Source organism: Pseudomonas sp. LTGT-11-2Z (genome assembly GCF_003691445.1).
Taxonomy (GTDB): Bacteria; Pseudomonadota; Gammaproteobacteria; order Pseudomonadales; family Pseudomonadaceae; genus Aquipseudomonas; species Aquipseudomonas monteilii.
Genome location: NZ_CP033104.1, coordinates 5,186,601 through 5,205,309, shown reverse-complemented (window position 1 = coordinate 5,205,309; position 18,709 = coordinate 5,186,601). Strand labels below are relative to the sequence as shown.

The 18,709-nt window shown below is 62.8% G+C and carries 17 protein-coding genes; 15 read left to right on the top strand and 2 right to left on the bottom strand.

Annotation, left to right across the window (positions count from 1 at the left end):
* From fdx to D8767_RS24510, 13 genes are all read left to right on the top strand, one after another.
* The gene (gene fdx / locus D8767_RS24570) at positions 1–342 is read left to right on the top strand and encodes an ISC system 2Fe-2S type ferredoxin (RefSeq protein ID WP_016713205.1); all 342 of its coding nucleotides are present in this window, start codon (positions 1–3) and stop codon (positions 340–342) included.
* Positions 343–352: 10 nt separating this feature from the next.
* Entirely contained in the window at positions 353–553 is a 201-nt protein-coding gene (gene iscX, locus D8767_RS24565) for a Fe-S cluster assembly protein IscX (RefSeq protein WP_016713204.1), read from the top strand.
* 88 nt (positions 554–641) lie between these two features.
* Complete coding sequence (gene ndk, locus D8767_RS24560) at positions 642–1,067, top strand: nucleoside-diphosphate kinase (protein ID WP_016713203.1); 426 nt, start codon at positions 642–644, stop codon at positions 1,065–1,067.
* A gap of 28 nt (positions 1,068–1,095) precedes the next feature.
* A complete protein-coding gene (gene rlmN / locus D8767_RS24555) occupies positions 1,096–2,241 on the top strand; it encodes a 23S rRNA (adenine(2503)-C(2))-methyltransferase RlmN (RefSeq protein ID WP_016713202.1) in 1,146 nt (381 codons plus the stop codon).
* A 14-nt stretch (positions 2,242–2,255) separates the two neighbouring features.
* Positions 2,256–3,017: a type IV pilus biogenesis/stability protein PilW gene (gene pilW, locus D8767_RS24550; RefSeq protein ID WP_016713201.1), complete on the top strand. Its 762-nt coding sequence runs from the start codon at positions 2,256–2,258 to the stop codon at positions 3,015–3,017.
* Positions 3,014–4,048 (top strand): RodZ domain-containing protein, encoded by a 1,035-nt coding sequence (locus D8767_RS24545; protein ID WP_016713200.1) that lies wholly within the window; start codon positions 3,014–3,016, stop codon positions 4,046–4,048. Before pilW ends, D8767_RS24545 begins: the two co-directional genes overlap by 4 nt.
* Before the next feature lie 3 nt (positions 4,049–4,051).
* Positions 4,052–5,161, top strand: a complete 1,110-nt coding sequence (gene ispG, locus D8767_RS24540; protein ID WP_016713199.1) for a flavodoxin-dependent (E)-4-hydroxy-3-methylbut-2-enyl-diphosphate synthase — start codon at positions 4,052–4,054, stop codon at positions 5,159–5,161.
* A 25-nt stretch (positions 5,162–5,186) separates the two neighbouring features.
* The gene (hisS, locus tag D8767_RS24535) at positions 5,187–6,476 is read left to right on the top strand and encodes a histidine--tRNA ligase (RefSeq protein ID WP_016713198.1); all 1,290 of its coding nucleotides are present in this window, start codon (positions 5,187–5,189) and stop codon (positions 6,474–6,476) included.
* Between the two features lie 38 nt (positions 6,477–6,514).
* Positions 6,515–7,156 carry a tetratricopeptide repeat protein gene (locus D8767_RS24530; RefSeq protein WP_016713197.1) on the top strand — a complete coding sequence of 214 codons (642 nt, stop codon included), beginning with the start codon at positions 6,515–6,517 and terminating at the stop codon, positions 7,154–7,156.
* A complete protein-coding gene (gene bamB / locus D8767_RS24525; protein ID WP_016713196.1) occupies positions 7,157–8,299 on the top strand; it encodes an outer membrane protein assembly factor BamB in 1,143 nt (380 codons plus the stop codon).
* A 116-nt stretch (positions 8,300–8,415) separates the two neighbouring features.
* A complete protein-coding gene (gene der / locus D8767_RS24520) occupies positions 8,416–9,879 on the top strand; it encodes a ribosome biogenesis GTPase Der (RefSeq protein WP_016713195.1) in 1,464 nt (487 codons plus the stop codon).
* A 149-nt stretch (positions 9,880–10,028) separates the two neighbouring features.
* The gene (locus D8767_RS24515; protein WP_016713194.1) at positions 10,029–11,177 is read left to right on the top strand and encodes a pyridoxal phosphate-dependent aminotransferase; all 1,149 of its coding nucleotides are present in this window, start codon (positions 10,029–10,031) and stop codon (positions 11,175–11,177) included.
* Positions 11,165–11,956, top strand: coding sequence for an amidohydrolase (locus D8767_RS24510; protein WP_016713193.1), 792 nt, complete (start codon positions 11,165–11,167; stop codon positions 11,954–11,956). The genes D8767_RS24515 and D8767_RS24510 overlap by 13 nt, the downstream gene beginning before the upstream one ends.
* A gap of 129 nt (positions 11,957–12,085) precedes the next feature.
* Here D8767_RS24510 and D8767_RS24505 read toward each other — a convergent pair whose 3' ends face one another.
* Both D8767_RS24505 and D8767_RS24500 read right to left on the bottom strand, forming a co-directional pair.
* The gene (locus D8767_RS24505; RefSeq protein ID WP_016713192.1) at positions 12,086–14,641 is read right to left on the bottom strand and encodes a sulfite reductase flavoprotein subunit alpha; all 2,556 of its coding nucleotides are present in this window, start codon (positions 14,639–14,641) and stop codon (positions 12,086–12,088) included.
* Between the two features lie 102 nt (positions 14,642–14,743).
* A complete protein-coding gene (locus tag D8767_RS24500; RefSeq protein WP_019098671.1) occupies positions 14,744–17,035 on the bottom strand; it encodes a TonB-dependent siderophore receptor in 2,292 nt (763 codons plus the stop codon).
* Positions 17,036–17,257: 222 nt separating this feature from the next.
* Between D8767_RS24500 and D8767_RS24495 the strand changes: the two genes are divergently transcribed.
* Positions 17,258–17,938 carry a Fe2+-dependent dioxygenase gene (locus tag D8767_RS24495; RefSeq protein ID WP_016713189.1) on the top strand — a complete coding sequence of 227 codons (681 nt, stop codon included), beginning with the start codon at positions 17,258–17,260 and terminating at the stop codon, positions 17,936–17,938.
* A 3-nt stretch (positions 17,939–17,941) separates the two neighbouring features.
* Positions 17,942–18,709 (top strand): tetratricopeptide repeat protein, encoded by a 768-nt coding sequence (locus tag D8767_RS24490; RefSeq protein ID WP_016713188.1) that lies wholly within the window; start codon positions 17,942–17,944, stop codon positions 18,707–18,709.

The following is an 18,709-nucleotide window of genomic DNA, read 5'->3' as shown; positions in this document are numbered from 1 at the left end:
ATGCCGCTGGTGACATTCCTGCCGCATGAGAAGTTCTGCCCCGAGGGGCTGACCGTGGAGGCGCCGACTGGGACCAATATCCTGGAACTGGCCCACGACCATCACATCGAGATGGAAAGTGCCTGCGGCGGCGTCAAGGCCTGCACCACTTGCCACTGCATCGTGCGCAAGGGTTTCGACTCGCTGGAAGAAGCCGACGAGCTGGAAGAAGACATGCTGGACAAGGCCTGGGGCCTGGAAGCGCAGTCGCGCCTGGGGTGTCAGGTGGTCGTCGCTGACGAAGACCTGACCATCGAGATCCCCAAGTACTCGCTCAACCACGCCGCTGAAGCGCCGCACTGAGGTTTGCACCATGAGCCTGAAATGGATTGATGTACTTGAGATCGCCATTCAGCTTGCAGAAAGCAAGCCTGAGGTCGATCCTCGTTATGTGAATTTCGTAGACCTGCACCGCTGGGTGCTGGCATTGCCAGAGTTCAGCGACGATCCGTCACGCGGCGGTGAGAAAGTGCTCGAGGCCATCCAGGCTGCCTGGATCGACGAAGCCGACTAAGCGTCACTTGCAGGTTAGGCAATCCCCCGGAACCCGCGTATAATTCGCGGGTTTAATTTTTCGTGTCACTCATATTCTGGAGTTTTCCATGGCTGTTCAACGTACTTTCTCGATCATCAAGCCTGACGCCGTTGCCAAAAACGTCATCGGCAAGATCACCACTCGCTTCGAAGAAGCCGGCCTGAAAATCGTTGCCTCGAAAATCAAGCAACTGTCCAAAGCCGAAGCCGAAGGCTTCTACGCTGAGCACAGCGAGCGCGGCTTCTTCGGTGACCTGGTTGCCTTCATGACTTCCGGCCCGGTTGTTGTTCAGGTTCTGGAAGGCGAAAACGCCATCGCTCTGAACCGTGAGCTGATGGGCGCTACCAACCCTAAAGAAGCTGCTCCAGGCACCATCCGTGCCGACTTCGCCGAGTCGATCGACGCCAACGCCGTTCACGGTTCGGACTCCGAAGCTGCTGCTGCTCGCGAAATCGCTTACTTCTTCGCTGCTACCGAGGTAACCACTCGCTAAGCGAAAGCTTACGGGTGAGGGTGAATCCATGACGACATCTACTGGCAAAATCAACCTGTTGGGTCTGACCCAGCCGGAAATGGAACAATTCTTCGACTCGATCGGGGAAAAACGCTTCCGTGCCGGCCAGGTGATGAAATGGATTCACCATTTTGGCGTGTCCGACTTTGCGGCCATGACCAACGTAGGCAAGGTCTTGCGCGAAAAGCTCGAGGCCGTTGCCGAGATTCGGCCTCCGGAAGTGGTCAGTGAAGACATTTCCGCCGACGGTACCCGCAAGTGGGTGATCCGCGTTGCCTCCGGCAGCTGCGTCGAGACCGTCTACATTCCTACCGACGACCGCGGCACCTTGTGCGTATCGTCGCAAGCCGGCTGTGCCCTGGACTGCAGTTTCTGCTCCACTGGCAAGCAAGGCTTCAACAGCAACCTCACTGCCGCCGAAGTGATCGGCCAGGTGTGGCTTGCCAACAAATCCTTCGGGACCGTCCCTGCCAAAGTCGACCGCGCGATTACCAACGTGGTGATGATGGGCATGGGCGAGCCCTTGCTGAACTTCGACAACGTCATCGCCGCCATGAAAATCATGATGGATGACCTGGGCTATGGCATTTCCAAGCGTCGCGTTACCCTGTCCACCTCGGGCGTGGTGCCGATGATCGACGAGCTGGCCAAGCACATTGACGTGTCGCTGGCCCTGTCGCTGCACGCACCGAACGACGAACTGCGCAACAAGCTGGTACCGATCAACAAGAAGTACCCGCTGAAAGTGCTGCTGGAGTCTTGCATGGGCTACATGTCCACCCTGGGTGGCAAGCGCGTGCTGACCATCGAGTACACCCTGCTCAAGGACGTCAACGACCAGCCTGAGCATGCCGCGCAAATGATCGAATTGCTGCGCGATGTACCGTGCAAGATCAACCTGATCCCGTTCAACCCGTTCCCGCATTCGGGCTACGAGCGGCCAAGCAACAACGCCATTCGTCGCTTCCAGGACCTGCTGCACCACGGTGGCTTCAACGTCACCACCCGCACCACCCGTGGTGACGATATCGATGCTGCCTGTGGTCAGCTGGTCGGCCAGGTCAACGACCGCACCCGCCGTAGCGAGCGCTACATCGCTGTGCGCCAGCTCTCCGCGGACGTCGAGCTGCAAGACAGCGCCGCCAGCCACTGACCGGGACTTTGCCCATGAGCCTGCGCGCCGCGCTGTCGATCCTTGCGCTCTTGCTGCTGGCCGGCTGTGTGTCGGGCGGCGCGAGCGACCCCCTGGCCAGCCGCCAGGGCAGGGCAGAGGCGGGGCGGGCTTATGTGCAACTGGGCCTGGGGTATTTGCAACAGGGTTTGACCGCGCAGGCCAAGGCGCCACTGGGCAAGGCCCTGGCCCTCGACAGCACCGATGCCGACGCGCACGCGGCCCTGGCGCTGGTATTCCAGGCCGAAGGTGAGCCGGCACTCGCCGAAGCCCACTTTCGCAAGGCCTTGCAAGCCCGCGCCGGCGACACGCGAATGCGCAACAATTACGGCAGTTTCCTTTATGCTCAGGGGCGATTTGCCGAGGCCGAGCAGATGTTTCGCCTGGCCAGCGCCGATACCCTGTATCCTGAGCGCTCACGCGTGTACGAGAACCTGGGCCTGACTGCCCTGAAGCGCGATCGCCGCGACCAGGCGCATGCTTACCTGCTGAAAGCGTTGCAACTCAACCAGCGGCAACCGAAAGCGTTGCTGGAAATGGCTGAGTTGTCCTACGAAAACAGGCATTATGTGCCGGCCCGGGACTACTACGATCGTTTCAGCCAGTTGAGCGACCACGATGCCCGTAGCCTGCTGCTGGGCAGTCGCCTTGCCCGGGTGTTCGACGAGCAGGGCACACTGGCCGAGATGGGCCAGCAATTACAACGACTTTATCCCGGTACGCCGGAATATCAGCAATACCTGTCGGAGCAACGATGAACGCCGCGCATCCCGAAGTAGCAGTAGCGCCTGGCCAGAACCCCGGTGAGCTTTTGCGCCTGGCCCGTGAGAAACGGGACTGGTCTCAAGCCGAGGTGGCCCGCAAGCTCAACCTCACTGTCAGTTCGTTGAACCACGTGGAAACCGGCGCCTTCGACAAGCTGCCAGGGCATACGTTTGCCCGTGGCTACATTCGCGCCTATGCCAAGCTCATGGACCTCGACCAGGCCGCCCTGGTAGAGGCCTTCGACCGCTACACCGGCACCCACGCCAAAGGCAGCGAGGTACATTCGCTGGGCCGTATCGAAGAGCCGGTGCGCCTGTCGCACAACATTCTGCGCGGCGTCAGCCTGCTGTTGCTGGTGGCGGTGGTCGGTGGCGGCTTCGTCTGGTGGCAGGACCAGGGCAGCCTGCGTGGCAAGGACCTGGCCAAGATTGCTTTGGAGCACGTCGAAGTCGAAAGTGCCGACGGCACCACCCAGATTCACCCGCTCGATGAGCCTGAAGACCAGGCTGTTTCCGCTGGCCAGCAAGCCGAAAGCGCACCGCTGGCGCTGGAGCAGGGCGCTGCCGAACAGCCCGCCGCCGCTGCTGAACAGGCACCGGCAAGCCCGGCGCCAACCCTTGCTGCAGTGCCTGCGCCGACGCCGGCCCAGCCAGCGTCCGCGCAGCCTGCACCTGCTGCAGTGGCTACCCCGGTAGCACCGGCTACCCCGGCACCGGCCGCTGTTGCACCTGCCGCACCGGCGCCGGCCGTGGCTGCCGCCGAGCCAGCCGCAGTACCGGCAGGCAGCGCCAAGGTCGCCATCCAGTTCACCGCCGATTGCTGGACCCAGGTGTCCGATGGCAACGGCAAGGTGCTGTTCAGCGCCATCAAGCGCAAGGGGGACAACCTCGAACTGACCGGCAAGCCGCCGTTCGCGGTGCGTCTGGGCTTTGCCCGTGGCGCCCAGGTCAGCTACAACGGCCAGGCCGTCGATGTTGCCCCGTTCACCAGTGGCGAGACCGCTCGCCTGAAGTTGGGACAGTAAGTCATGCACGGCGAATCTCCGATCAAACGTCGCGAATCCCGCAAAATCTGGGTCGGCAATGTGCCGGTGGGTGGTGATGCGCCCATCGCGGTGCAGAGCATGACCAACACCGACACCAACGATGTGGCCGCCACCGTGGCGCAAATCCAGCGCCTGGTCGATGCCGGCGTGGACATCGTGCGCGTTTCAGTGCCGGACATGGACGCCGCCGAGGCGTTCGGCAAGATCAAACAGCTGGTCAGTGTGCCGCTGGTCGCCGACATCCACTTCGATTACAAAATTGCCCTGCGTGTGGCCGAGCTGGGCGTGGATTGCCTGCGCATCAACCCCGGCAACATCGGCCGTGAAGACCGTGTACGCGCCGTGGTCGATGCCGCCCGCGACCGTGGTATCCCGATCCGTATCGGCGTCAACGCCGGCTCCCTGGAAAAAGACCTGCAGAAGAAGTACGGCGAGCCGACCCCGGCCGCATTGGTCGAGTCGGCCCTGCGCCACGTCGAGCACCTCGACCGCCTGGACTTCCAGGACTTCAAGGTCAGCGTCAAGGCCTCCGACGTGTTCATGGCCGTCGAAGCCTACCGCCTGCTGGCCAAGCAGATCGTGCAGCCGCTGCACCTGGGCATCACCGAAGCCGGTGGCCTGCGTTCGGGGACGGTGAAATCCGCCGTCGGCCTCGGTATGCTGCTGGCCGAAGGCATTGGCGATACCATCCGTATCTCGCTGGCGGCCGACCCGGTCGAAGAAGTGAAAGTCGGCTACGACATCCTCAAGTCGCTGCACCTGCGCTCGCGTGGCATCAACTTCATCGCCTGCCCGAGCTGCTCGCGGCAGAACTTCGATGTGGTCAAGACCATGAACGAGCTGGAAGGGCGCCTTGAAGACCTGCTGGTGCCGCTGGATGTGGCAGTGATCGGTTGCGTGGTCAACGGCCCGGGCGAAGCCAAGGAAGCCCATGTAGGGTTGACCGGCGGTACGCCGAACCTGATCTACATCGATGGCAAGCCTGCGCAGAAGCTGACCAATGACAACCTGGTCGATGAGCTGGAAAAACTCATCCGCCAGAAAGCGGCCGAAAAGGCCGAAGCCGATGCGGCGCTGATCGCCCGTGGCTGACACACAGAATTCGTAAGGACTATTCGTGAGCAAATCGCTGCAAGCCATCCGTGGCATGAACGACATCCTGCCAGAACAGTCGCCACTGTGGCGCTACTTTGAAGGCACCGTGGCCGGGCTGCTGGACACCTACGGGTACAGCCAGATCCGTACGCCGATCGTCGAGTTCACCGAGCTGTTCAAGCGCTCGATCGGTGAAGTGACCGATATCGTCGAAAAAGAGATGTACACCTTCGAGGATCGCAACGGCGATTCGCTCACCTTGCGCCCTGAAGGCACCGCCGCTTGCGTGCGTGCCGTGCTGGAGCATGGCATCACCGGCAATGGCCAGGTGCAGAAACTGTGGTACATCGGCCAGATGTTCCGCCACGAGCGCCCGCAGAAAGGCCGCTACCGCCAGTTCCACCAGATTGGCGTGGAAGTGTTCAACCTGGACGGCCCGGACATCGATGCCGAGCTGATCATGCTGACCTGGCGCCTGTGGGGCCTGCTGGGCATCCAGGACGCGGTCAAGCTGGAGCTCAACAGCCTGGGTACCAGTGAGGCCCGTGCACGCTACCGTGACGCGCTGGTCGAGTTCCTCTCGGCACGCCTGGAGCAGCTGGACGAAGACAGTCAGCGCCGCCTGAAGAGCAACCCGCTGCGCATTCTCGACAGCAAGGACCAGAACACCCAGGCGGTACTGGTGGGTGCGCCGAAGCTGGAAGACTACCTGGACGAAGCGTCCCGCGTGCACTTCGAAGGCCTGAAGGCCCGCCTGGACGCAGCCGGCATTCCGTTCGTGATCAACACCAAGCTGGTACGTGGCCTGGACTACTACAGCAAGACCGTGTTCGAGTGGGTCACCGACAAGTTGGGCGCCCAGGGCACCGTGTGTGCCGGCGGCCGCTACGACGGGCTGGTCGAGCAGATGGGCGGCAAGCCGACCACCGGCGTTGGTTTCGCCATGGGTATCGAGCGCCTGATCCTGCTGCTGGAAACCCTTGGCAAGGTACCGGAGTCCATCAGCCGCCAGATCGACGTCTACCTGTGCGCCTTTGGTGAGCAGGCCGAACTGGCAGGTCTGCGCCTGTCCGAAGGCCTGCGTGACCGCCTGCCGGGCCTGCGCCTGGCGGTAAACGCCGGTGGTGGCAGCTTCAAGAGCCAGTTCAAGAAAGCCGACAAGAGTGGCGCGCTGTTCGCCCTGATCCTGGGCGACGACGAGCTGGCAAAGCAAGAAATCGGCTTGAAGCCCCTGCGTGGCCAGGGCGAACAACAGAACATTGCCTGGGATGCTCTGGCAGAGCACCTGGAAACCGCGATCGCGCAGGCGTAACGCGGTTCAACAACGAATAGGCGAAAAGGAGTATTGGGGTGTCGAGTACCGATGATGATGATCTGGCAGGGGTCAAGGACTGGTGGAATCGCAACGGCAAGCCGCTGCTGACCGGCGCATTGCTGGCCGGCGTGGTGGTATTGGGCTGGAATACCTGGCACAAGTACCAGAACAACCAGTCGCAAGGTGCCTCGCAGCTGTATCAGGCGTTGCTTGAGACCAGCCTGACGCCGACTGGCCAGCCAGACGCCACCAAGGTCGCGGAACTGGCCGGCAAGCTCAAGAGCGAGTTTGGCGGTACTGCTTACGCCCAGTACGGCAGCCTGTTCGTGGCCAAGGTGGCAGTCGAGAGCGGTAAGCTCGACGACGCCGCTGCCGAGCTGAAAAGCGTGCTGGACAAGCCGGCCGACGTGACCTTGGGCGAGATTTCGCGCCAGCGTCTGGCTCGCGTGCTTGCCGCCCAGAACAAGGCCGAAGACGCGCTCAAGCTGCTTGACGGTGATGCCGACAAAGCCTTCCTGGCCAGCCGTGAAGAGTTGAAAGGTGACCTGCTGGTGCAACTGGGCCGTGCCGCCGACGCACACAGCGCTTACGAAAAAGCCAAGGCTGCGCTGTCCGATGACGCGGCAGTCGGTGGCCTGCAATTGAAGCTGGATGACCTGGCTAAAGGGGACGCGTAAGTGATCGGTTGGAAACATGCAGCAGTGCTGACCCTGGCCGTGCTGGCCGCAGGTTGCAGCAGCAACAGCAAGAAGGAACTGCCTCCGGCCGAGCTGACCAAGTTCACCGAGGAAGTGGTGCTGAAGAAGCAGTGGAGCCGTTCGATCGGTGACGGCCAGGGTGAAACCTACAACACCCTGGTGCCGGCCATCGAGAACGACCGTATCTACGCCTCCGACGTCAACGGCGAAGTGTTCGCCCTGGACCGCATCACTGGCGATGTCGTGTGGAAGAAGGACCTGGAGCTGCAGGTTTCCGGCGCAGTTGGCGTGGGCTATGGCCTGGTCATGCTCGGCACCCTCAAGGGTGAAGTGATTGCCCTGGATTCCAGCACCGGTGAAGAGCGTTGGCGCTCCCGCGTGACCAGCGAAGTGCTGGCCCCGCCTGCCAACAACGGTGATGTGGTGGTGGTGCAAACCCAGGACGACCGCCTGATTGGCCTGGATGCCGCTACTGGCGACCGCCGCTGGATCTACGAAAACACCCCGGCCGTACTGACCCTGCGTGGCACCGGTGCCCCGATTGCCACCAACCGCCTGGCCATTGCCGGCCTGTCCACTGGCAAGGTGGTGGCGGTGGACATCAATAACGGCGTGCCAGTGTGGGAAAGCCGTGTGGCCATTCCACAAGGCCGTTCCGAGCTGGACCGTGTGGTCGACATCGATGGCGGCTTGCTGCTGTCCGGTGAAACCCTCTACGTCAGCACCTATCAGGGCCGTGTAGCGGGCCTGGACCTGGAAAGCGGCCGTGTGCTGTGGCAGCGTGATGCGTCCAGCTACGTGGGCGTTGCCCAAGGTTTCGGCAATGTCTACGTCAGCGAAGCGTCGGGTACCGTGGAAAGCGTCGACGAGCGCACTTCCAGCGCCCTGTGGACCAACGACACCATGGCGCGCCGCCAGCTGTCGGCGCCGGAAGTGTTTTCCAGCTACGTAGCGGTAGGCGACTTTGAAGGTTACCTGCACCTGCTGAGCCAGGTCGATGGCCGCTTCGTCGGCCGTGAGCGTATCGACAGCGATGGCCTGCGCGCCCGCCCACTTGTGGTCGGCGACACCATCTACGTCTTCGGCAACAGCGGCAAGCTCGAGGCACTGACCATCCGCTGAAGCTATGCTTGAAGCCTTGGCGGGCTTCAAGCTGCGGCGTAGGACACGCCGCCCGTACTCCGGCCGCTGCCTTGCAGCGGCCTTTGCATTTTCAAGAATTCGAGAGTGGAGAGCCGATGGTTCCCGTAATTGCCCTGGTGGGCCGCCCGAACGTCGGCAAATCCACCATGTTCAACCGCCTGACCAAAACCCGCGATGCCATCGTCGGTGACTTGTCGGGCCTGACCCGTGACCGCCAGTATGGCGATGCCAGCTGGCAGGGTCGTTCCTTCATCCTGATCGACACCGGTGGTATTACCGGTGACGAAGTGGGCATGGACGAGAAAATGGCCGAGCAGTCGCTCATGGCCATCGAAGAAGCCGACTACGTGCTGTTCCTGGTCGATGCCCGCGCCGGCATGACCGCCGCCGACCAGATGATTGCCGAGCACCTGCGCAAGCGCAACAAAGAGGCGATTCTGGTCGCTAACAAGATCGACAACATCGACGCCGACGTAGCTCGCGCCGAGTTCTCGCCGCTGGGCATGGGCAACGCCATTCCGGTGGCGGGCTCCCAGGGCCGTGGCATCAACGCGCTGATGGAGGCCGTGCTTGGCCACCTGCCGCGCGACCAGGTCGAAGAAGCCCTGGACGCCGAAGTCGCCGAAGGCGAAGAAGCTGTGCGCATCCCTGGCCCGAGCGAGAAAGATGGCATCAAGATCGCCATTATCGGCCGCCCGAACGTGGGTAAATCCACCCTGGTCAACCGCATGCTCGGTGAAGAGCGCGTGGTGGTCTATGACCAGCCGGGTACCACCCGTGACAGTATCTACATCCCGTTCGAACGCGATGGCGAGAAGTACACCTTCATCGACACCGCCGGTGTGCGCAAACGCGGCAAGATCCACGAGGAAGTCGAGAAGTTCTCGGTGGTGAAGACGCTGCAGGCGATCAAGGACGCCAACGTGGTGATCTTCGTCATGGACGCCCGCGAAGGTGTGGTGGACCACGACCTGAACCTGCTGGGCTTTGCCCTGGAAGCGGGCCGCGCCATCGTCATCGCCCTGAACAAGTGGGATGGCATGCAGCCCGGCGAACGCGACTACGTGAAGACCGAGCTGGAGCGCCGGCTGTTCTTCGTTGACTTCGCCGACATCCACTTCATCTCCGCCTTGCATGGCACTGGCGTGGGTAACCTGTACAAGTCGGTGCAGGCCGCGTTCAAGTCGGCGGTAACCCGTTGGCCTACCAGCCGCCTGACGCAGATCCTGGAAGACGCCGTGAGCGAGCACCAGCCACCGCTGGTGAACGGTCGCCGCATCAAGCTGCGCTATGCCCACCTGGGGGGGGCCAACCCGCCGCTGATCGTGATTCACGGTAACCAGACCGAGAAAATTCCGAAGTCGTACTCGCGTTACCTGGAGAACACCTACCGCCGTGTGCTGAAGCTGGTCGGTACGCCGATCCGCATCGAGTACAAGGGCGGTGAGAACCCGTACGAGGGCAAGAAGAACACCCTCACCGACCGCCAGGTCAACAAGAAGCGCCGCCTGATGTCGCACCACAAGAAGGCCGAGAAGAAGCGCCGCGACAAGCGCTGATTCCGCCTCAGCCTCTTCGCGGGCTTGCTCGCGAAGAGGCCGTTTGATCCAAAGCAATGCCCCTAATGTTTCAACCTTTTTCCTGACCGCCCGATCCGCTATGCTCGGACTCCACCCCGTGCCGGATACACCCCAGGAAAGAGGGCTCCATGATCCGCAGCAAACTGCCGAACGTCGGCACGACCATCTTCACCACCATGTCCCAGCTCGCCGTGCAGACCGGTGCGCTCAACCTGTCCCAGGGTTTCCCTGATTTCAACGGCCCGCAGGCCCTGCTCGATGCAGTGGGCCGGCATGTGGCTGCCGGGCACAACCAGTATTCGCCGATGACCGGCCTGCCGGCCCTGCGCCAGCAGGTGGCAGCCAAGGTCGAGCGCCTGTATGGCGCCAAGGTGGATGCGGACCAGGAAGTGACCATCACCCCCGGTGCCACCGAGGCGATCTTCTGTGCCATTCAGGCTGTGGTCCATGCGGGTGACGAGGTCATCGTCTTCGACCCTTGCTACGACAGTTACGAGCCGTCCGTGGAGCTGGCCGGTGGCCGCTGCGTGCATGTGCAACTCAGCGACGGCGACTTCCGCATCGACTGGCAGAAGTTCAGCGATGCCTTGAGCCCGCGCACGCGCATGGTCATCCTCAACTCGCCGCATAATCCCAGTGGCGCGTTGATTACCCGCGAAGACCTCGACCAGTTGGCGGCACTCATTGCCGACCGTGATATCTACCTGGTCAGCGACGAGGTCTACGAGCACCTGGTGTACGACGGCGTACGCCACGCCAGCGTGCTGGCCCATGAGCAGTTGTACCAACGCGCCTTCGTGGTCAGCTCGTTCGGCAAGACCTACCACGTGACCGGCTGGAAGACCGGCTACGTGATCGCGTCCCCGGCGCTGAGCGCGGAGCTGCGCAAGGTTCACCAGTACGTCAACTTCTGCGGCGTGACGCCTTTGCAATGTGCGCTGGCCGACTTCATGGCCGAGCACCCCGAGCACATCGATGAACTGCCGGCCTTCTACCAGGCCAAGCGAGACCTGTTCTGCGGTTTGCTGGACGGTTCGCGGTTCAGCTTCACCCGCACGGCGGGTACCTATTTCCAGCTGGTGGACTATTCGCAGATCCGCCCGGACCTGAACGATGTCGACATGTCGCTGTGGCTCACCCGCGAGCACGGTGTGGCGACCATTCCGGTGTCGGTGTTCTACCAGCAACCCATCCCCGAGCAACGCCTGGTCCGCCTGTGCTTTGCCAAACGAGAGGAGACGCTGCGTCAGGCAGCGGAACGACTATGCGCGATTTGAGCACACTGCCGAACCTGAGAGTCGCCCTGGTGCAAACCACCCTGGCCTGGCACGACCGCGAGGCCAACTATGCGCACTTCGAGGTGCTGCTGGAGCAGGTGGGCGAGGTGGACCTGGTAATCCTGCCGGAAATGTTCACCACCGGTTTCTCGATGCAATCGGAAAGCCTGTGCGAGCCGGAGAACGGCCCGACCTACAAGTGGCTGAAGGCCCAGGCGAAGAAATGCAACGCGGTGATTACCGGTAGCGTGATCATCCAGGCCAGTGACGGCAGCCACCGCAACCGCTTGCTGTGGGCGCGGCCGGATGGCGAAATTCTGCATTACGACAAGCGCCACCTGTTCCGCATGGCCGGTGAGCACAAGCACTACACCCCGGGCGAGCGCCAGGTCCAGTTCGAGCTCAAGGGCTGGCGAATTCGCCCACTGATCTGCTACGACCTGCGCTTCCCGGTGTGGAGCCGCGATGCCCAGGACACCGACCTGCTGCTGTACACCGCTAACTGGCCGGCTGCGCGGCGCCAGCACTGGAACCGGCTGCTGCCGGCGCGGGGGATCGAGAACCTGTGCTATGTGGCAGCGGTTAACCGGGTGGGGACGGATGGCAAAGGCTTTGCGTATTCGGGCGATAGCCAGGTGCTGGACTTCCAGGGTGAGAGCCTGCTCAGTGCCGGGGAAGCGGACGGGGTGTTCACTGCAGTGTTGAGCGCGGCGGAGCTGGCGGCTTACCGGGCCAAGTTCCCAGCCAACCTGGATGCCGATACCTTCGAGCTTCACTGACGGCCTGAACTGGCCCTATCGCCGGCAAGCCCGCTCCCACAGGTACTGCACAGTATTCGAAATCTGTGAGGACCCTGTGGGAGCGGGCTTGCGGGCGAAGAGGCCGGCGCTGGTTACATTAATTTTCGATCAATACACATCCCGCCGATACCGGCCATCCTCGATCAGTTGCTGTACAGCAGCGTCCCCAAGCATGCCGTTCAGCGCAGCATCTACCCCCGCAGCCATCCCTTGCAGGCTGCCGCAGACATACACACAGGCGCCATCCGCCACCCAGCGTTTGAACTCCTCGGCCTGCTGCAGCAACACATCCTGCACATACACCTTCTCAGCCTGATCGCGTGAAAACGCGAGATCCAGCCGTGCCAGGTCGCCGCTGTCCAGCCAGCCTTGCAGCTCATCGCCACACAGCAGGTCATGCGCCCGGTTACGCTCGCCGAACAGCAGCCAGTTACGCTGCTCGCCAGCATTCACCCGCGCCCGAATCAGGCTACGCAGGCCGGCCAGGCCGGTGCCGTTACCGATCAGAATCATCGGTGCGGCACTTTCCGGCAGGTGGAAACCGCTGTTACGCCGCAGGCGCAGGCTCAAGGTGCCGTTCAGCGGCAGGTACTCGGTCAGCCAGCCCGAGCCCAGGCCCAGGTGGCCATCGGCGTGGCGTTCCTGGCGCACGATCAGCTCCAGCACGCCATCGCTGGCGATCGAGGCGATGGAGTATTCGCGGCTGCCGATCGGCACCAGTGCATCGATCAACGCCTGCGGCTGCAAGCCGATCAAGTGATCACGACGTGCCGGCAACTGGCGGCCAGCGAGGGCCTGGGCCAGGGTTTCGCTCAGGCCATTCACCTGCACCTTGGCGCTGGCGTCCAGCGCCAGGCCATTGAGGAAGGCGTCGACACGGGGCTGGCCATTGAGCGGTAGGATCTCCACCAGGTCGCCAGCCTCCCAGCTGGCAGGCGCTTCCGGTTGCAAGCCAAGCAGGTACACCGGCTGCCCTTGGCTGCCTGGGTTCAACAGTTCGCGGCGCACCAGTGACCAGTTGGCAAAGCTCGGCGGCTGCCAGGCGGCCACCGGCTGGGCGCCGGTCAGTTGCGCCAGTTCTTGCTGCCACTGCTGCAGCGCTGCCTGGTCGGCATTGTCCACTTCCACCGGGCTGAACGCGCTGCTGGCGCCGCGCTCACCCAGCCATGCCTGCAAGCGGCGGGCGAAGCCGCAGAAGTGCGGATACTGGCGGTCGCCGAGGGCGAGTACAGCGTAGCTGAGGTTGTTCAGCGCCCAAGGTTGGCCAAGCACCTTGCGCTCGAAGGCGCGGGCGCTGTCGGGGGCTTCGCCGTCGCCGAAGGTGCTGACCACGAACAGCGCGCGGCGGGCTTGTCGAAGGTCGTTTTCACCCAGTTCGGCCAGGGCGCGCACCTGTACCGGCATGCCCGCTGCTTGCAGCTGCCCGGCGCTCTGCCAGGCCAGTTGCTCGGCAAAGCCGCTTTGGCTGGCAAAACTGATCAGCCAGCTTTCGCCGCTGCCATTGTTGCTGGCAACGTTGCCACGGGCCTCGCGCACCTGGCGCTTCTTGCGGCGGCGGTCGAGGTATAGCAGCCAGCCGGTGACGAAGAACAGCGGCATGGTCAGGCTGGCGATGGTGACGATGATGCGGCCCGGCAGGCCGAAGTATTCGCCAACGTGCAGGGCGTAGACGCTTTGCAGCAGCTGGGCCTTGAAGGACTTATCGGTGTAGCGGTCGTGGTTTTTCACCTGTCCGGTGGCCGGGTCCAGCACCAAGGTGTTGAACGCGCGCGGGTGATCGGCGTTGTCCAGCAAGTAAAACAGGTTGGCAGGCTGGCCACCCGCCGGCGGCAGGCGCAGGTTATACATGGCCAGGCCTGGGCCGGCAGCGTTTTTGAGGTTGGCCCAGATCGCGTCATAGTCGACCACCAGCGGCGGTGCGTTCTTGTCGACTTTCTGCGGCCCGTGGCGGCCACGGCCTTCGCCGCGTTTTTGTTGCTGGCCCGCGGCCGGCTTGTCGGCCAGCAGCTTGTTCAGGCCTTCGCGGTACCATTCATAGGACCAGAACAGCCCGGTAAGGGCGAACAGCAGATAGAACAGCAGGCACCAGGTACCGGCCACGGCGTGCAGGTCCCAGTTGAAGGCTCGGCCTTTCTTCGCCCAGTCGAAGGTCAGCCAGGTGCGCCAGTCCAGTGCCTTGCGCGGCCAGCGCAGGTACAGTCCGGAGAGGCAGAAGAACACCAGCATCAGGGTGCAGGCACCGGTAATCTGCCGGCCGGTGTCGCCCATGGCCAGGAAGCGGTGCAGGTTGAGCATGAGGTTGAAGAAGCCTTGCCCGGCCACTTTGCCCTTGAGTTCGCCGGTGTAGGGGTCGGCATAGCGCAGCTCGCCACGGCGTTCGCCTGGTGGCGGCATGAAGAAGATCCGTGCGGCGTTGCCTTCACGCACGTCGACCCACAGCATCGACACCTTGTCGTGTTGCTGGGCCTCGACTCGCTGGACCAGCTCGGCTGGCGGCAGCACGCCTTCGGCGCGCACCTCTACCTTGAGCACATCGGCATTGAATGCGCGCAGCAGTTCTTCCTGGAACGAGTACAAGGCCCCCGTGATGCCCATCAGGGCCAGCACCAGGCCAGCGGTGATGCCAAAGAACCAGTGCAATTGGAACAGCGTCTTCTTCACCACGTCTCTCACCTTGTGTTGCTGCCGCTACCTGCGCGGCGTGCATTATGCCTTGATACGCAAAAGCCCCGCTCACTGGTATGAACGGGGCTTTGGGCTGCTGCGTTAGAAGTGAACGCTGGTGGTCAACAGTGCAGTCCGCCCGGCCGCCTGGTTGGCGAAGTGGGTGGAGAAGGCCTTGTCGTAGTACACCTCGTTGGTCAGGTTCTGCACGTTCAGCTGCAGGTCGACGTTCTTGGTCAGCTTGTAGGCCGCCATGGCGTCGTAGCGAACGTAGCTGTCGACCATGGTGGTGTTGGCTACGCTGCCGTACACGTCATCCACGTAGAACGCACCGCCACCGATGGTCAGCTTCGGCGTGATCGCGTAAGTGGTCCACAAGCTGGCGCTGTTGTTTGGCGTGTTCGGCAGTTGGTTGCCGTCGTTGGCCTTGCCCAGCGGGCCGCCGTCGATCTGGCGTGCCTGCATGTAGGTGTAGCCGGCGAACACCTGCCATTTATCGGTCAGCTTGCCGCTGGCAGACAGTTCAATACCTTGCACGCGGGTTTCACCGACGTTCTCGTAGGTGTTGGTGTTGACCTGTACCCGGGCGTTTTCTTTCTCGGTGCGGAACAGCGCCGCAGCCAGAGACAGGCGCTCGTCAAGCAGGTTCCACTTGGTGCCGATCTCGTAGTTGGTGGTTTCTTCCGGCTCCATATCGCTGGCCAGCAGATTCCCGTTGCGGTCAGGTGTGCCACCCAGCGGGTTGCCTTCGGTACCTTCGCCGAGCATGGCGCCTGGTGGCGTAGCGGAGGTGGCGTAGGACACGTAGATGCTGCCGTTTTCGGCCGGCTTCCACACCAGACCCAGTTGGCCGGTCACGAACTCGCTGACGTCGTTGCCTTTGGCAGTGGTGGTGCCAGCGGCGTTGTAGGTTTTGTAGTCGGTGTCGAAGTGGTCGTATCGCAGGCCCATGTTGACCAGCCACTCGGGGGTCAGCTCCAGGGTGTCGAATACATAGATCGCGCGGGTCTTGCTGTTGGTGGTGGTGCCAGCGTAGTTGCGCGAGATGGTGCCGTTCCACGGATCATCCGGGTTCGGGTTGCTCAGCGAGGTGCAGTTGTACCCGCTGGTGGAGCCGATCATGCCCGGGGTGCAGTTGGTATTGGCGCTGCCGCCTGGGACGGTGTCGGTGTCAACGGTGTAGCTGGAGCGCTCGCTTTCTTCACGGCTCAGCTCGATACCGGTGGAGAAGCTGTTTTTCAAACCACCTACATAGAACTCGCCGAACAGGTCGGTCTGGTTGGTGGTGGTGGCGGTATTACCCACCCGGGTGTTGGCACGACGCCACACGCTGCCGTTGTTGACGTTGCCCTTGCTGTCGTCAGGCTGGGTCAGGATGTAGTCCTGCATGCTGTTGCCGTGACGCAGGGTGTTCTTGATGGTCAGCGCGTCGGTCAGGTCGTGCTCGATGGCGAAGGTGGCGATGTCCACGCGGGTCTTGCGGAAGTCGCGACCGGTCAGGCCGTAGAAGTTATCGCTGTCGCCGCCGTCATTCGGTTTGCTCGGGTGCGCCGAGGTGCGCCCGGCGCTGCCGTTGGTCGGGATGGTGTAGGGGATGCCCGAATCCGGCAGGTCGTCGCTTTCCAGGTGGTAGTAGTCAAGGTTGACGCGGGTTGGCGTGCCCAGGCCGAAGGCCAGCGACGGGGCGATACCCCAGCGGTCGTAGTTGACCTTGTCGCGGCCGGCGACGTTGCTTTCGTGGGTCATCAGGTTCAGGCGGCCGGCAACGGTATCGCTGAACTGGTAGTTGCCATCGAAGGTGTAGCGCTGGGTCTGGTCGCTGCCCCAAGTCCAGGCGCCGTCGAGCGAGTTGCCAAGGTGCGCGCGCTTGCTCACCAGGTTGATGGTGCCGCCTGCAGCGCCACGGCCACCGATGGCCGAGTTAGGGCCCTTGGCCACTTCCACCGACTCGATGGCGAAAATTTCGCGGGTTTGCGCGCCAGTGTCTCGTACGCCGTCCAGGTACGTATCACCCTGGGCATCGAAGCCACGAATGAACGGGCGGTCGCCTTGCGGGTTGCCGCCTTCGCCAGCACCGAAGGTAATGCCCGGCACAGTGCGCAGTGCGTCCTGCAGGGTCAAGGCATTGGTGTCCTTGATCACTTGCTGCGGGATCACGGTAACCGAGCGCGGGGTGTCTAACAGCGGCGCGGTGTACTTCTGCGAGGAGGCCTTTTCAACCTTGTAATCGGTGCTGGCTTGTTCAGCCTTGCCATTGACGCTGGTGGCGTCGAGGGTGATGGCGCTGGTGGCGGCCGGGTCGGCGGCGTAGACCGACGTGGCGCTAAGGGCGACACCGATGGCAGACACGATCAGGCGTGGCGAACTCACAGCAGATGGTACGGACTGGCGCATTGCTAAGGACCTTCCCCAAGGTGTTGAGGCGGCGGATCTTAATGTAAGCAATTGTGACTCACAATTGAGATTCGTTACCATTCGTGAGGAATTTACAATCTTTACAATTTGCCTTTACGGTTTCATCCAGCTGAAACGTCTTAAGCGGCGAATGGGGCTTGTGCAGCGCAAAAGGGAATCAATATCATTGGCGCCTTTACACTTCCTAACGGTGCTGCTGCCATGCTGCTTCACATCCCAGGCCTGTTCGACGCTGATGAGCTGGCCCGTATTCGCCAGGCGCTGGAGCAGGCCGACTGGGCTGATGGCAAGGCTACGGCTGGCTACCAGTCGGCCAAGGCCAAGCACAACCTGCAGTTGCCGGAAGGGCACCCGCTGGCCAAGGAGATTGGCAGCGCGCTGATCGACCGGCTGTGGAAAACTCCGCGCTTCATGTCGGCGGCCTTGCCACACAAGGTGTTCCCGCCGCTGATCAACTGCTACCGCGAAGGCGGCAACTTCGGTTTCCACATCGACAACGCCCTGCGCCAGCCCAAGGGCAGCCCGGAGCGGGTGCGTACCGACCTGTCTTCCACGCTGTTCCTCAGCGACCCGGACAGCTACGACGGTGGCGAGTTGGTGATTCAGGACACTTACGGCGTGCAGCAGGTCAAGTTGGCCGCCGGTGACCTGGTGCTGTACCCCGGCACCAGCCTGCACAAGGTAAACCCGGTAACCCGTGGCCAGCGTTACGCCGCATTTTTCTGGACCCAGAGCCTGGTGCGTGAGGACAGCCAGCGGACGCTGTTGTTCGAGATGGATAACGCTATCCAGCAATTGACTGCCGATGTGCCGGACCATCCGTCGCTGCTGCAACTGACCGGCACGTACCACAACCTGCTGCGCCGCTGGGCTGAGGTATGAGCCGTGTCCTACCAGTTGCGACGTGAGGAAGTGGTGGATGTGGCCGGTTTGCAGGCCATGCTGGAGGAAAGCCCCGGCAAGGCCGCTCAGGCGATTCTGGCGGCAGCGGGGCAGGGCGCGGTCGAGGCGCAGTTGCTGTTGGGGCAGATCCTGCTGGATGGCCGTGGAATCCAGGAGGATGCCACCGTGGCCCGGCGTTGGTTTGGCATCGCCGCACAGGGCGGCAGTGCCATGGCGCACAACATGCTCGGGCGTTGCCTGGAGCATGGTTGGGGCGGCGAGCCGAGCCTGACGCAGGCGGCCATCCACTATGCGCGCGCGGCTGATGCCGGTTTGGATTGGGGCCTTTACAATCTGGGCAACCTGCTGGCCACTGGTCGCGGGGTGCCGGCCAATCAGGCGCAGGCACTGATGTGCTACGAGAAGGCTGCGCAGATGGGGCATGCCAAGTCGATGAACCTGTACGGGCGTTACCTGGAGCAGGGCATTGCAACGGCGCCAAGCCCGGCGCGAGCGGTGCGCTGGTATCGGCGTTCGGCTGAGGCTGGGGATTTTCGAGGGATGTTCAGCCTGGCGCTGGTACTGGTAGAGCGCGGGCAGATGGCGGAGGCCGGGCAGTGGTTGGAGCGGGCGCGGGTTGAGGGGAACATGAATTTCCTGCGCGCTGCGTTGGTGACCTTGCAGGGCGCTGGGCCGGTGTTGATGGCCTTTGCGGGGCGGTATGCCGAGGAGATCGAACGGCGCGAAGACCGTTCCAATCCGACCGGTTGA